The organism is Bacillus sp. lyk4-R2A-2, from assembly GCF_030209735.1.
In the GTDB taxonomy this organism is placed as follows: Bacteria; Bacillota; Bacilli; order Bacillales; family Bacillaceae; genus Bacillus; species Bacillus pumilus.
Genome location: NZ_JARVRK010000004.1, coordinates 191,489 through 206,064 on the forward strand (window position 1 = coordinate 191,489; position 14,576 = coordinate 206,064).

13 protein-coding genes and 1 riboswitch are annotated in these 14,576 nt (G+C 42.5%); of the genes, 6 read left to right on the top strand and 7 right to left on the bottom strand.

Annotated features, from left to right (window positions below; translation table 11 throughout):
• Positions 1 to 22: 22 nt before the first annotated feature.
• From metH to QRN39_RS03700, 3 genes are all read right to left on the bottom strand, one after another.
• On the bottom strand, positions 23 to 3,451 hold the full coding sequence (gene metH / locus QRN39_RS03690) for a methionine synthase (RefSeq protein ID WP_284906218.1): 3,429 nt from the start codon (positions 3,449 to 3,451) through the stop codon (positions 23 to 25).
• Positions 3,435 to 5,276, bottom strand: a complete 1,842-nt coding sequence (locus QRN39_RS03695; protein WP_253622738.1) for a bifunctional homocysteine S-methyltransferase/methylenetetrahydrofolate reductase — start codon at positions 5,274 to 5,276, stop codon at positions 3,435 to 3,437. The genes metH and QRN39_RS03695 overlap by 17 nt, the downstream gene beginning before the upstream one ends.
• Before the next feature lie 78 nt (positions 5,277 to 5,354).
• Positions 5,355 to 5,473: riboswitch (SAM riboswitch) on the bottom strand.
• Between the two features lie 81 nt (positions 5,474 to 5,554).
• On the bottom strand, positions 5,555 to 6,046 hold the full coding sequence (locus QRN39_RS03700; RefSeq protein ID WP_003211707.1) for a YajQ family cyclic di-GMP-binding protein: 492 nt from the start codon (positions 6,044 to 6,046) through the stop codon (positions 5,555 to 5,557).
• A 237-nt stretch (positions 6,047 to 6,283) separates the two neighbouring features.
• On the opposite strand from QRN39_RS03700, the gene QRN39_RS03705 reads away from it, so the two are divergent.
• From QRN39_RS03705 to QRN39_RS03715, 3 genes are all read left to right on the top strand, one after another.
• Entirely contained in the window at positions 6,284 to 7,132 is an 849-nt protein-coding gene (locus QRN39_RS03705; protein WP_284906219.1) for a CvfB family protein, read from the top strand.
• Positions 7,133 to 7,364: 232 nt separating this feature from the next.
• A complete protein-coding gene (locus QRN39_RS03710; protein ID WP_034620059.1) occupies positions 7,365 to 8,342 on the top strand; it encodes a BMP family lipoprotein in 978 nt (325 codons plus the stop codon).
• On the top strand, positions 8,339 to 9,988 hold the full coding sequence (locus tag QRN39_RS03715; protein WP_050945323.1) for a methyl-accepting chemotaxis protein: 1,650 nt from the start codon (positions 8,339 to 8,341) through the stop codon (positions 9,986 to 9,988). Before QRN39_RS03710 ends, QRN39_RS03715 begins: the two co-directional genes overlap by 4 nt.
• A gap of 48 nt (positions 9,989 to 10,036) precedes the next feature.
• On the opposite strand, the gene QRN39_RS03720 is transcribed toward QRN39_RS03715, so the two are convergent.
• Positions 10,037 to 10,894: a DegV family protein gene (locus QRN39_RS03720; protein ID WP_137054799.1), complete on the bottom strand. Its 858-nt coding sequence runs from the start codon at positions 10,892 to 10,894 to the stop codon at positions 10,037 to 10,039.
• 140 nt (positions 10,895 to 11,034) lie between these two features.
• Between QRN39_RS03720 and QRN39_RS03725 the strand changes: the two genes are divergently transcribed.
• On the top strand, positions 11,035 to 11,877 hold the full coding sequence (locus QRN39_RS03725; RefSeq protein ID WP_003211320.1) for a YitT family protein: 843 nt from the start codon (positions 11,035 to 11,037) through the stop codon (positions 11,875 to 11,877).
• 14 nt (positions 11,878 to 11,891) lie between these two features.
• Positions 11,892 to 12,347, top strand: a complete 456-nt coding sequence (locus QRN39_RS03730; protein ID WP_003211396.1) for a BsuPI-related putative proteinase inhibitor — start codon at positions 11,892 to 11,894, stop codon at positions 12,345 to 12,347.
• A gap of 61 nt (positions 12,348 to 12,408) precedes the next feature.
• On the opposite strand, the gene QRN39_RS03735 is transcribed toward QRN39_RS03730, so the two are convergent.
• The 3 genes from QRN39_RS03735 to QRN39_RS03745 form a co-directional block, all read right to left on the bottom strand.
• Positions 12,409 to 12,600, bottom strand: coding sequence for a DUF3813 domain-containing protein (locus QRN39_RS03735; RefSeq protein ID WP_024425070.1), 192 nt, complete (start codon positions 12,598 to 12,600; stop codon positions 12,409 to 12,411).
• Entirely contained in the window at positions 12,597 to 12,749 is a 153-nt protein-coding gene (locus QRN39_RS03740; RefSeq protein WP_008348539.1) for a hypothetical protein, read from the bottom strand. The genes QRN39_RS03735 and QRN39_RS03740 overlap by 4 nt, the downstream gene beginning before the upstream one ends.
• An 88-nt stretch (positions 12,750 to 12,837) precedes the next feature.
• Positions 12,838 to 13,650: a Cof-type HAD-IIB family hydrolase gene (locus QRN39_RS03745; RefSeq protein ID WP_050945320.1), complete on the bottom strand. Its 813-nt coding sequence runs from the start codon at positions 13,648 to 13,650 to the stop codon at positions 12,838 to 12,840.
• A gap of 136 nt (positions 13,651 to 13,786) precedes the next feature.
• On the opposite strand from QRN39_RS03745, the gene QRN39_RS03750 reads away from it, so the two are divergent.
• A complete protein-coding gene (locus QRN39_RS03750; protein ID WP_284906220.1) occupies positions 13,787 to 14,572 on the top strand; it encodes an alpha/beta fold hydrolase in 786 nt (261 codons plus the stop codon).
• The last annotated feature ends 4 nt before the right edge of the window (positions 14,573 to 14,576 follow it).

Here is a 14,576-nt window from a genome sequence, read left to right on the forward strand (position 1 = left end):
CTCCAGTTTCGGAGGTTCTGCATTAATGAACATTAAAATATCGAGCTTCAGGATGAGAAACGACGATCGCTGAAACAGATGCTTCAGGTTCCATCATAAATCCTTCTGTTAGATGGATGCCAATTTTTTCAGGCTGAAGCAGCTTGAACAGCTTTTCTTGGTCTTCAAGATTTGGACAGGCGGGATAACCAAAGGAATAGCGCTGCCCTTGATATTTCGCTTGGAATCGTTTTTCCATTGTGAAATCGACTGGGTCAGGGAAGCCCCATTTGTCACGAATCACTTGGTGGGTTCTTTCGGCTAATCCTTCTGCAAGCTCAAGCGCAAGAGCTTGAACTGCATGCATTTTTAAATAATCTCCTTCTTGCTTAAAGTGCTGCGCGACTTCACGTATACGCGCTCCGGCTGTGACGGCAAATAAGGCAATATAATCTTTCTCCTTTTCACCGCTTCCCCGCACATAATCAGAAATGGAGCGGTACGGAAGCTTCTCCTGTCTTGGAAATTGGAATGTTTCAATGATACGGTCAGGCGCTTTGGGATCATAAATATGCAGATCATTTCCGTTTGAACTGGCAGGATAAAATTGATAGACAAATGCAGGCGCAAACCAGTTTTTCTCTCTGCCTTCGTTTAGAAGGTCTGTGACAAGCTGCTTTAATTCCAATGCTTTTGGATGCTGTTCGGCCAACAGCTTTTTCACCTTTCCTTTTAATCCAAGGTGGTGGCCAATGAGCATTTGTTCATTTACATAAGGCATAATGTGATGCAGGTCGATGTCCCTTACATAATGACGTGCCGTATTTTCTGGTGTGAAAATAGGTGACTCAGGGAGTGCCGCACGTTTTTCTAGTAATTCAATGACAGCTTGTGGCTGCTTTGTTTCTTTCTTTTTGAAAGGTGCCACAGGCTCTTCGTCGGGCTTAATTTGAAACTGAAGAGGATTTGCTTTTAACTCATTGGCTAAAGATAGGCCGTCCATCGCATCTTTTGCGTAAAGAACCGGTCCGTCATAATGAGGCGAAATCTTCATTTTCGTAAATTTCCGAGAAAGTGCAGCGCCACCGACCAAAATGGGCACGGAAATATTCGCCTTTTGTAAATCCTGAGCGGTGAGTACCATTTGCTGGGCTGACTTCACAAGCAATCCTGATAATCCAATCATATCTGGCTTTTCCTTTTGCACAGCTTCGATCAATGTTTGAGGTGTCACCTTGATCCCGAGATCGACCACTTGAAAGCCGTTATTACTCAAAATGATGTCGACAAGGTTTTTTCCAATATCATGGACATCTCCTTTTACAGTGGCAAGTAGAATCTTACCTTTTCCGTTTGCATGCTGCTTTTCCATATATTGCTCGAGATACGATACAGATGCCTTCATGACCTCTGCCGATTGAAGCACTTCCGCCACAATCAGTTCGTTTTGATTGAAAAGACGTCCAACCTCAGCCATTCCCTGCATTAACGGACCATTGATGATATGAAGTGGTGATTCAAATTGCTCTAGAGCAAGGGATAAATCATCGATAAGTCCTTCTTTTGTTCCTTCGACGACGTAGAGTGCTAGCCTTTCATCAAGTGATAAGGAGACCTTTGGTTTTTTCTCCGTTTTCTTTTTGCCTCGGTAAAATTGGGTAAATTCAGCAAGGGTTTGATCATTTGTTTCATAGAGCAGTGTTTCAGCCAGCTTAATTTCTTCCTTTGGAATGGAAGCGAAGCGTTCAAGCTTTTCTGTATTCACGATGGCGTAATCAAGTCCTGCTTGGACGCAGTGATACAAGTAGACGGCATTCAAGATTTCTCTCCCAAGAGGTGGGAGTCCAAAAGACACGTTGCTGATGCCTAAAATCGTCAAGCACTCAGGCAGGTTTTCCTTGATCATTTTGATGCCTTTGATCGTTTCTTCGGCAGCGCCAATATACTGCTCGTCTCCAGTGCCTACTGGAAAGACAAGTGGATCAAAAATGATGTCACTTGCGGGAATGCCATATTTCTTCGTTAATAGATCATGAGAGCGTACCGCAATCTCCAGCTTTCTTTCTGCTGTTACAGCCATCCCTGTTTCATCGATCGTGCCGACAACAAGTGCACCGCCGTATAGCTTCACAAGTGGAAGAATTTCTTCGAAGCGTTCTTCGCCATCCTCAAGGTTAATGGAATTGATGATGGCTTTCCCTTGGGAATATGTGAGCGCTTTTTCGATCACGTGTTTATCCGTTGAATCAATGACAAATGGGGCTTTGACTTTTTTCATAGCCTCTTGTAAAAAACCTTCCATGTCTGCCGCCTCATCGCGGTCTGGATCAGCGAGACACACATCAATCACGTGAGCGCCGTTTTTTACCTGTGCACGAGCAATTTCTGACGCTTCTTCAAACTTTTGTTCCGCAATGAGTCGTTTGAATTTGCGTGAACCAATCACGTTGGTTCGTTCTCCTACAAAAAGAGGGCGCATTGACTCCTCATATATCAGGGGCTCAATTCCTGAGACGGTATGCTGAGACGATTCATGCGCAATGTGACGCGGCTGAATCGTTCGTACTTCATCTGACAATGCCTGTATATGTGCAGGTGTTGTTCCGCAGCAGCCGCCAACAATATTTAACCAGCCTTCCTTGGCAAAGGCGGAAATTTTTTTAGCAAGTGAAGCAGGGGATTCATGATATTGACCTTCTTCATCTGGTAGACCAGCATTTGGATAGCAGCTAACCGCTGACTTGGCGATGGAGGAGAGCGTGCGGATATGGTCTGTCATGAATTCAGGACCCGTCGCACAGTTCAGGCCGACACTCATTGGTTTCATATGCTCAAGAGAGATATAAAAGGCTTCAATATCCTGACCAGCGAGGGTAGTGCCCATCGGTTCAATCGTACCTGATACCATGAGAGGCAACTCAATACCTGTCTGCTGGAAGGCTTCCTGAATGCCTTTGAAACCAGCTTTTACATTCAGCATGTCTTGACTTGTTTCTAAAAGAAGGGCATCACATTTGCCATCAATCAGGGCGCGGGCCTGCTCTTCATAGTTTCTGACGAGCTCATCGAAGGTTGTGCCGCCTGTCACAGATAATGTTTTCGTAGTGGGACCCATCGCACCTACAACAAATCGGGGCTGCTCCGGCGTGGAGAAACGGTCAGCTTCGTCCTTTGCCAGCTGGGCAGCCCGTATATTGAGTTCATAGGCAAGGTGGCCAAGCCCGTATTCGTCAAGGACGAGCTTTGTAGCCCCGAACGTATTTGTTTCAATGAGGTCGGCGCTTGCCTCAAGGTATTCTCTATGAATCGCGCGGATGGTGTGAGGGGCTGTCACATTCAAATACTCGTTACAGCCCTCATACTCTTCTCCGCCAAAGTCTTCTGCTGTGAGATTGGCATTTTGAATCATGGTCCCCATTGCACCATCAAGGACGAGGATGCGTTTCTTAAGCTGTTCAGTGATAGTTGACATGGGTGTTTGACTCCTTTTCTTTCTGATGAATGTAGGTGGTTAGTTCTGCTGTTAAGTCTGATCGAAGGAAAGGGGTAATTAAATAAATGCCGTTAAACAATTCGCAGGCTGTATCTAATAAAGAGCGGGCAATCGCTAAGCCTTCTGCTCGCTGCTTCTCTTTATCCTCACCAGCCTTGGCCATAATGTCACGAATGGAATCAGATAATTTGATGCCTGGAATTTCATGATGAATAAACTCCGCATTTCGGCTGCTTGTTAACGGCATAACGCCAATATAAATCGGCTTATCTAAATGACGGCTCTCCTCATGAATTTTCACAAGCTGTTCCTCAGAATAAACAGGCTGTGAAATAAAATAATCAGCACCGTATTCGATTTTTTTCTCAAGACGTTTGACCGCTTTATCAATGTGACGAACATTTGGATTAAACGCGCCAGCTACTGAAAAATTGGTCTTTTTGCCAAGCGGCTTCCCTGAGAAAGAAAGGCCTTCGTTAAACTGCTTAATCAGCCGAATCAAATCAAAGGAGGTTAAATCATAAACCGACGTTGCACCCGGGAAATCTCCAATCTTAGAAGGGTCGCCTGTAATGGCTAAAATATCAGTTAAACCAAGGGTGTCGAGACCCATCAAATGGGACTGAAGCCCAATCAAATTACGATCACGGCACGTGATATGGACGAGTGAACGCATATCAAGCTGCTGTTTCAATAATGCCCCGCAAGCCACATTGCTAATGCGCGGGGTCGCAAGAGAATTATCGGCTAATGTCAATGCATCAATGCCTGCATTCTTTAACTCATTTGCCGCGACGAGGAATTTTTCGAAGTTCAGCTTCTTCGGCGGATCAAGCTCTACAATAATCGTCCGTTTTTTCGTAGCGAGCTCATCAAGACCTGGTTCAGTCCGCTGATCTTGAATCGAAATGATTTCTTCTTTTAATACTTTCACTTCTTTTTCAGTGATCGGGGCTAAATCCTTGACCGCTTCAGCCATTGCGTGAATATGCTGAGGCGTTGTTCCGCAGCAGCCGCCGATAATACGTGCGCCTTGATTTCTAAATTCAAGTGCACTTTTTCGAAAATAATCGTTATCTGTATCATAGACGAGTCTGCCTTCTTCAAGAGAGGGAAGGCTGCTGTTGGGATAGACTGATAAATGGGAATTTTCTAAAATTGGAACGCCTTCGAGTGCCTGAATCATATGATAAGGGCCAAGCCGGCAGTTGATGCCAACGACGTCTGCGCCAAGAGAGGACAATTCAGATAAACCATCCTTGAGCGGTGTTCCATCCTGCAACACACCTTGTTCATGCATGGAGACGTTCATGACAATCGGGAGAGTCGTTTCTTTTCGTGCAATTTGGAGAACGGCCTTCGCTTCTTCCATGTCATAATACGTTTCTAGCAATAATCCATCGGGCTGCTCATTTAATAGAATGTACAGCTGCTCTCTAAAGCTTCGTTTAATTTCTTCAATTGTATAGGCATTTTTGTTAAACGTTCGAATGCCGCCGATCGTTCCAAGGACATAAGCAGAGCCGGCGGCTGCTTTTGCGATTTGTACCGCCTTTGTATTGATGCGCTTTGTTTCTTCCTCTAAGCCGTAGCGGGATAGTTTAATATAATTTGCGCCGTACGTATTTGTTTGAATGATGTCCGCACCAGCCTGCACATATGCTTCGTGCACGCGCCTTACTTCATCTTCTTTCGATAAATTTAATTCTTCAAAGCAGCGGTCAATGCCGTAAGAGTATAAAAGTGTTCCCATTGCACCGTCAGCAATCAGTACGCGGTTTTGTAAGTCTTGTAATAGGCCCATTGGTTTCCTCCTTATTTTTATGTAACAAAAAAAGCCTTCTGATAAGAAGAAGACTTTTTGGCTGTATCGTAATTCTTCTTCTTATCTTCCAAGCAGTTGCTTGCTGGATTTAGCACCTTGGTCATAGAAAATATATTTCTACTACACCGGTTGCTGAGGCTTCACAGGGCCAGTCCCTCTGCCTCTCTTGATAAGAAAGCGATATGAACATGTCAATAAATTGAACTTCCATCCACTGTATCGAAAAAATCGGAAATAATCAATGGAAAATTTGAAATTTATCGAAAATTTATAAATTGAACGTCAATCGGTAAATCTGCCTTGCGCATAAGAGAAATAACCTCTTGTAAATCATCTTTATTTTTTCCTGTTACACGCACTTGGTCATCTTGAAACTGTGACTTCACTTTGATGCCGGATTGCTTAATGAGTGCATTGATCTTTTTGGCGTTGTCTTGATCAATTCCGCTGATCAGCTTCGCGCGCTGGCGTACGGTTCCGCCAAGGGCATGCTCGGTTTTTCCGTAGTCGATGTTTTTAGTTGGAACATTTCGTTTGATCAGCTTTGACACAAGTACATCTTTTAGCTGCTCCAGCTTAAAGTCATCATCAGAGATGAGCACGAGCTCCTCTTTTTCAAGAGAAATATCACTTTTACTTCCTTTAAAATCATAACGGTTTTTAATTTCCTTCAGCGCTGCTTGAACGGCGTTTTGCACCTCAGGCAGTTCAACCTTTGATACAATGTCAAATGAGCTTTCTTTTGCCATAACGCATGACCTCCATGGATAGATATTGCGTCTATTTTATCATGCAACGTGGAGAAGAAGAAACTTTATCAAAGAGATGAGTCAAAGAGTTCTGCCAGCAGCGGTATAAATCGCGTTCGGTTTGACCACTTTAGCTAACAGAACTAGAGATGTTCATGTGAGGAGAAGTATAGTAGAATAAAGTGAATCAAAAGATGAACGAACGCTCTTTTATGAGCAGATAGGAAGGAAGAGAACATGAGACCAGGTGAGCAACTGACCTTGCAAATAGAGAACGAGATGGAATACGGCTACTTTTTGACAGATGGTGAAGATTCTGTCCTCTTGCACCGCAGTGAAATGACAGAAGATATTGGTGACCAAGATGAAGTAGAGGTCTACTTATACGTAGATCATGAAGAAAGACTAGCTGCGACGATGAAAATACCGACAATCAATGCGCATACATATGGCTGGGTAGAAGTCGTAGACGTCCTAGAAGACATGGGCGCATTTGTGGATGTTGGGCTTTCAAAGGATGCACTTGTTGCAACAGAACATCTACCGCCTTTTGAGGAAGCATGGCCGAAAAAAGGAGACAGACTTTACTGTATGCTGAAAGTCACAAGCTACGGCAGAATGTTCGCAAAGCCAGCCACTGAAGATGTGATCAGTGAATTGTTTACCGAGGCACCCGAAACCTTAATGAACAAAGAAATCACTGGTACGATTTATCGCTTAATTGCGACAGGCTCGTTTATGCTGACAGATACAGGCGTGCGAGGGTTTATCCACCGCACGGAACGAAAGGAAGAACCAAGATTAGGATCGACCGTGACAGGACGTGTCATTGCAGTGAAAGAGGATGGGACCGTGAACGTTTCTCTGCTCCCTAGAAAACAGGAAGCGTTATCTGTCGATGCAGAAGAAATCTTAACCTATATGAAAACGAGAAATGGTGCTATGCCTTATGGAGACAAAAGTGATCCAGAAGACATCCGTGAACGATTCCAAATGAGCAAGGCAGCCTTTAAACGAGCATTAGGTCATTTGATGAAAAACGGCCTAGTCTACCAAAAAGAGGGCTGGACATACGAGAAAAAATGAGCAGCGTGAAAGAGAACCCTAACCTCATGGGTTTTCATATCACACTGAAATGAAGAAAAAGGGATAAAATCATCATGGTTTTATCCCTTTTTTTATATTTGTGATAAATAATGGGTTTTTTTAGTGAAAAAAGTCATGAAAAAAGCTGAAAAACCTTCACTTAATCATTGAAACAACGCCTCTCAAATCCGATAAGAAAGGAGTAAGGATGACAAAAGGAGTGTGTGTTTGGATGAAAGTGAAAATTTCATTGCTTCTGTTGGTAGCCGTGCTTATGGTGCTCGCCGCATGCAGCAATCAACAAGGGGAACCACCAGCATCAAATGCGAAGCATATTGGCGTTATGCTCACAGATGATGGTCTTGGTGATCAATCATTTAACGATTCATCGTTTAAAGGATTAGAAAAAGCACGTGATGACCTAGGTATTGAATTTGATTATAGAGAAATTGCAGAAACCGATACATATGAAAAAGGACTGACCGAGCTTGTAAAAGCTGGAAATGATCTCGTCATCGGGGTAGGCTTTAGTATGCAAGAAGACTTAGAAAAAGTCGCAAAGAAATATCCGAAGAAGCACTTTTTGCTCATCGATGCCGTATCTGAGCTGAAAAATGTGACCTCCGTGACGTTTAAAGAAGAGCAAGGCAGCTATTTAGCGGGCGCACTTGCTGCCATGACAACGAAAAGTGATGTCATTGGATTTGTTGGCGGTGTCGATGCGGAGTTGATCCATCGTTTTGAAAAAGGGTTCCAAAAAGGCGCCAAATCAGTGAATCCGAACATCAAGATCTTATCCACCTATGCTAATACGTTTAGTGATGCGGACAAAGGCAGTAAAATAGCCAAAGGCATGATCAAAAAGAAAGCAGACGTTTTATATGCCGCAGCTGGCTATACAGGTGTCGGTGTATTAAAAGAAGCGCAAGCGCAGGGCAAATATGCCATTGGTGTAGATAGTGATCAGTACTACACCGCTGAAAAAGCGGTGATTTCGTCCATGGTAAAAAAAGTCGATGAAGTGGTCTATCAATTCAGCGAACAGCTCGTCAAGAGCAATCAAATCAAAAATGGGCATGTTATCTACGACTTAAACAATGACGGAATCGATATGGCAAGAATTCGGGTGCTCAAAGATGCTGAAACATTGACCAAAAAAGTAAATGAACTGAAGCAGCAATTGCTAAAAGATGAGGGGGACGCATCATGAGCTTGCGCATCAAAATTTTACTCAACTCACTCGTCTCACTTCTTTTAGCAGTTGGCGTCATCGCCTTTATCATTGTCAGTATGACAAAGATCCAATCATCAAATGAAACAGAAGTTCAAGCCTTATTAAATGTTCAAAAAACGAAGGCAAGCTTTGAAAGCGTCGAACAAACCATGACCAATTATTCAATGACTCTTTCTGATGAACAGCTAGAGGTTGTTCAAACCGGTATTTCTACAGCAAAAAAACAGCTGCAAACGTTAAACAAACACGCAGGAAATATAAATAAAGATGAATTAACAAGGTTAAATGCAAAATATGACACGTGGACCAAGGAAGCAAATAATGCCATTGGTGAAAAAAACGCATCAGATGCAAGACGGGTCGCTGCAAGAATTGATGGTGTTTTAAACGACATCCATACAATGAATAAAAGAGCAGAAGAAGCATATAAACAAAATCTAGAGAATACAGCGGATAATGTGCAATGGATCATCACAAGTGCACTCGTCGCAGCCCTCACACTGATTGTCATTGCTGTCTTTTTAAATATTGGATTAACAAGATCCATCGTGACACCGATTAAATCACTTTCCTACCGAGCGAAGCAGATCGCAGAAGGCAACCTTGCTGTCGAGCGAATGGACATTCAGCGTAAGGATGAAATCGGCGGCTTGAATGAATCCTTTAATCAAATGACAGATCAACTGATTAGTTTGATTAAAGAAATCAGTAATGTCTCAAGTCAAGTAGAGACATTCTCGATCCAGTTAGATGATGAAAACAAAAAGCTGATGGAATCTGCAAATCAAGTATCTGTCTCGACAGACGAAATGGCAAATGGGTCACAGGCCATTTCAGAGGATCTCCAGCATGGCGTTAGCTTGATTGAAAAGATGGATCAGCATGGACGTAAAAATTCCGAACGTTCACAAACAGTCATCCAAAGTACAGGGGATGCGATAGAAGCAGTGGAAAGTGGAAAGCACACGTTAACAGAAACCAAAACGGCGATTGAAAAAAATACACATGCCACAAGGCAAATCGAGCAGTCGGCAGGAGAATTCACGCAATATGCTAGCGGGATCTCGGCTATGGCCAAAACAGTTTCTGACATTGCGGATCAAACAAACTTACTTTCGCTAAATGCAGCGATTGAAGCGGCAAGAGCAGGTGAGGCTGGAAAAGGCTTTGCCGTTGTAGCAGATGAAATTCGTAAGCTAGCTGACGAATCATCTAACGCTACAAGACAAATCTTTGATATGGTCAGTCATATTGAAAGAGGCATTCAATCCATTAGTCAAACTGTCAAAGAAGGAGTCAAGCTTTCACTTCAACAGCAGGATGCGATGGACAAAACCTCACACTCCTTTGAAGATATAGAAACAAAAGCGCAGCACATTAAACGAGAAATGGCGGTCTTAAATGACCAAATTGTTCAATCAACAGAGCTTGGCGGACAAGTGCTCAACTCGATTGAAAATATTAGTGCGGTTGTAGAAGAAACAGCAGCTGGCAGTGAAGAAATTTCTGCCTCGGCCAATGAACAGCTGCAATCTTTCCATCAAATGAACAAACAGGTAGAAGAACTGATGAGTATGACGGCAAGGTTAAATGAAACCGTCCACCGTTTTAAACTTTCATAAGTCATAAGAAAAGCACCCTTCCCGTGATGTGTCAGGGAAGGGTGCTTTTTATGATGGTTTGCCTGTAAAGAAGATGGCAAGCGTACCTGGGCCTGAATGGGACCCAACAGCTGCGCCGACAATCTGAATATCAATTTCTTTTGGATGAAATTCGGCTTCAATCAATTCTCTCATGTCTTCTGCAAGTGCAGGATCATCACCATGACTAATGCCAACAGTTTGATTTGACCAATCCGTTCCACGTTCTTTCATCAGTTCAATAATGCGTTTCAACAGCTTTTTACGTCCGCGGATTTTCTCAAGGGGGATGAGCTTTCCATCCTCGACGTGTAAAATGGGCTTAATACTCAATAAACCGCCAACAAATGCGGACGCTTTACTAATTCTTCCGCCTCTTGCTAAATACGATAAATCGTCTACAGTAAAAATATGTTGTAAAGATTCGCAAAAATGCTTTACAGACGTTTCAATTTCTTGTATTGTATTTCCGTCAATGGCAAGTGATTGAGCGTGTTTGACAGCAAGCCCATAGCCGAGTGAAGCACATTTAGAATCAATGATTCGTAAATCAAAATCAGGGTATTCTTCCTTCACTTCGTTTGCCATCATCACAGCGGTTTGATATGTACCAGAAAGCTCTGATGAAAAGGCAACATAGATTGCAGATGTATGGGTTTGTGCGAGAGAAACAAAGGCTTCTTTGATTCGGTTTGGTGAAGCTTGTGACGTTTTTGGGCTAGCACCTTGTCTCATCGCATCAAATACTTGTTTTGGTTCAATGGTGACCAAATCTTCAAATTCCTGCTCGCCAAGCAATACACGGAGCGGAATAACCGTCATGTTATGTTCATCATAATAAGAAAGAGGCAGATCAGCAGCACTGTCTGCTATGATATGAACAGTCATCAAAATCCCTTCTTTCTAAAAAAATCAGCCATATTTTACAACTTTTTAGCCTAACTATATCACAGAAATCAACTTTTCGTGTTCAAATTCTAAATTTTAGGGAAAACCATAGAGAGAATGGTAAGTGGAGGAATGACAATATGTTCATCGGAGAAGCAAAAAAACTCATTGTCGTCGTCATTGGTGCACTGCTCAATGCGATTGGACTAAATTTATTCTTAATTCCAGCTGATGTATACGCGAGTGGGTTTACAGGGGTAGCCCAGCTGTTATCTAGCTTAATGGATCAATATGCGCCATTTTATGTATCCACAGGGATTCTATTATTTATTTTAAATATTCCAGTCGGCATTTTAGGGTGGATGAAAGTGGGCCGTTCCTTTACGTTTTACAGCATCATCAGTGTGGCCCTGACGACCATTTTCCTCGGCATCTTACCAGAAACGAGTGTTTCACATGATATTTTACTAAATGCTGTGTTTGGCGGCGTGATATCAGCAGTAGGGATTGGGATCACGCTCAAATTTGGGGCATCGACAGGCGGACTCGACATCATAGCCATGATCCTAGCGAAGTGGAAGGATAAACCAGTCGGCACGTATTTCTTCATTTTAAATGGTATCATCATTTTTACAGCAGGATTATTACAAGGTTGGGAGAAAGCATTATATACCCTTGTCACATTGTATGTGACCACAAGGGTCATTGATGCCATCCATACAAGACATGAGAAGCTGACCGCGATGATTGTGACGAAGAAGGCTGATGAAATCAAGGAAGCCATTTATGGAAAAATGGTCAGAGGTATTACGACTGTACCTGCAAAGGGAGCTTTTACCAATGAGCCAAAAGAAATGATGGTGATCGTCATTACAAGGTATGAGCTGTATGAACTTGAACAAATTATTAAAGAAGTCGATCCAAAAGCCTTTACAAATATTGTGCAAACAACTAATATTCTTGGATTTTTCAGACGAGATTAAAAGGTGGGTAGCGAATGAAAAAAGGGTTGGTGCTTCTTCTCGTTGTATTGATTTTAACCGCTTGTGGACAACAAAAAAAGGATGAACCAAACAAGGAGGTATCAGGTCAAATGGGAGAAAAAACGGTTGTACTCACAGTAGACCCCGTCCAGAAAGGTTCTTCGGTTCAATTTAACATGTCACTGAAAAATGAATCAGATCGAGATATTGAATTTACCTTTAACACAAGCCAGAAATTCGAGCTCAGTGTGTATGATGAAAACGGAAATGAACAATACCGCTACTCAAAAGACCGTATGTTCACTCAGGCCATCCAATCATTTGTACTACAGAAAGGCGAAGCCTATGATTTTCAAGATACGTGGTCAAATGGTGTCAAGCCGGGAACGTATGAAGCGGTCGTCACATTTAAAGGAAAAGCAGAAGGGCTGAAGCAAATCACGGAAAAGAAAACGTTCCAAGTGAAATAAGTGCTTTCAGCTTCATGAGAATCAGAAAAAGCTGTCCAATGGTGTGGACAGCTTTTTTATGTTAGAGATCATCGAGCAAGTCTTGGAAGGTATGCAGCTGGTTTCTTTCTGCATCTGTCGAATTGGCAAATGCAGATGATACGGCATTTTTGGCTCGTTTGACCGCCTGTTGACGCTCTAACCCAGATGAAAATGAAGAAGTAAGGGCTTCTTCAGTAAATGATTTGGCTTGATCAAAAAGTTCGTTTCTCACAATGAACCTCCAGAAGCATCAGTCTTCATGTTTCCCCTGTCCTCCGCAGCTTCTTCAAGCGTAGAACGATAAGGAAAACGTGCATCATGCAGACTGACTGAATCTTTACCTTGTTGTATAAAGCGTTTCGATTTGCTTCTTTTACCCATTCGGAATCCGCCCCTTTACACAAGCTGACAGGACAACCTGTCTAAAGGTAGTATGCCCGCTTCCATCTGCTATGTATGAATGGAAAAATTAAAGCGAGAAGTAATTCGTTAGAAACTTTGCAATCCCATCTTGTTCGTTTGTATCAGTGACTTCATTTGAAATACGTTTCACAGCATCAATTCCGTTGCCCATAGCCACACCGCATCCAGCAAATTCAAGCATTTCTAAATCATTGTCTTCATCTCCGAATGCCACAATCCGCTCCTGTGGAACGCCGTAATAATCACTGATCTTTTGCAGTCCAACGGCCTTGTTCATGCCTGTTTTAATGATCTCAATCACGTGCCACGGAGCAGCCCATCGCCTATGATCAATCACTTCTGCATGAACATCTGATAAATAGCTTCGAATGGCTCCAACGTCCTCTTCTTTTGCGTGAATTAACACGCTCGTCACATTCTCTCCAAGGTTGTCTCTAAGGTCTCCAACAGTAACTTTATTTGCATTCATATTAAATATATCAATGAGCTTCTCATCATGATAATGGAAATACAAATCGTCTAACACTTCAGCTAGCACATTGTGTACTTTATACTCCTCACTAATGTCTACAAGCTGTTTAACGACTTGAAGATCAAGTGACGTATGAAATCTGCCCCATTTTTCATCAAGAGGATGATGGACAAACGCTCCATTAAAATTCACAATGGGTGAATCAAGCTGTAATTGCTGATAATAAGGAGAGCTGGAACGAAATGGCCGTCCGGTCGAAATACAGACATGATGCCCGCTGTCTTTCACTTTTTGAATGACGTCAAGTGTGTGTGTAGAGATGGTTTTATCATCTTTTAATAACGTGCCATCCAGGTCAAGTGCGATTAGATAAGGTTTAGTCTCCATAAAATCTCCTTTGATCTGTAAGTGATAGGAGGCAGTTCTTGCGGCGCCTCTACCTATAGTGTATCTTTATCACATCTTTGTTGTCTACATGTTAAAATAAACAAAGACGGGAATGATAAAGGAGGATTCATAGGCTGTGATCACCATTGATGAGCAAATTGCGCGCGATATTCCATTTTTACATATCGTAAAAGCTGAAAATAAAAACAAACCGCTGCCGCTTGTATTTTTTATACACGGATTTACAAGTGCACGCGAGCACAACTTACACTTCGCCTTTCATTTGGCGGAAAAAGGCATGAGAGTGATTTTGCCTGACTGTGCTTATCATGGTGTAAGATCAGAAAACCTCAGCTTAGAGGAACTGGCGTCAAGGTTCTGGGAAATTGTCCTGAACGAAATACATGAAATCGATATACTCAAAACATATTTTCAAGAAAAACAATTGATTGAAGCCGATCTGATCGGTGTTGCAGGTACTTCCATGGGCGGCATCACGACCTTTGGTGCACTCGCCAAGCATGATTGGATTAAAGCGGCAGTTAGCTTGATGGGAAGTCCGAAATATACGACATTCCTACAAGCACAAATCATGAACATGCGGAACAAAGGGTTGATGAAAGAAATTACAGACGAAGAGGTTCATCAGCAATTAGACGCGCTGCGTCCTTATGATTTAACGCTGCAAACAGATCGATTAAACAAAAGACCGCTGTTATTCTGGCATGCAGAAAACGATCCAGTTGTCCCTTATCGGCATGCAAAAGCTCTTTATGACGAGTTAGCAGCAACCCAATATAAAGAAGATCCGCACCTGATTCGTTTTATTACAGATGGACAAGCTGGCCATAAGGTCTCAAGACAGGCAATGTTTGAAACGATTGACTGGTTTGTGACACATCTGAAAAGCACAAACGTTTAGTCAA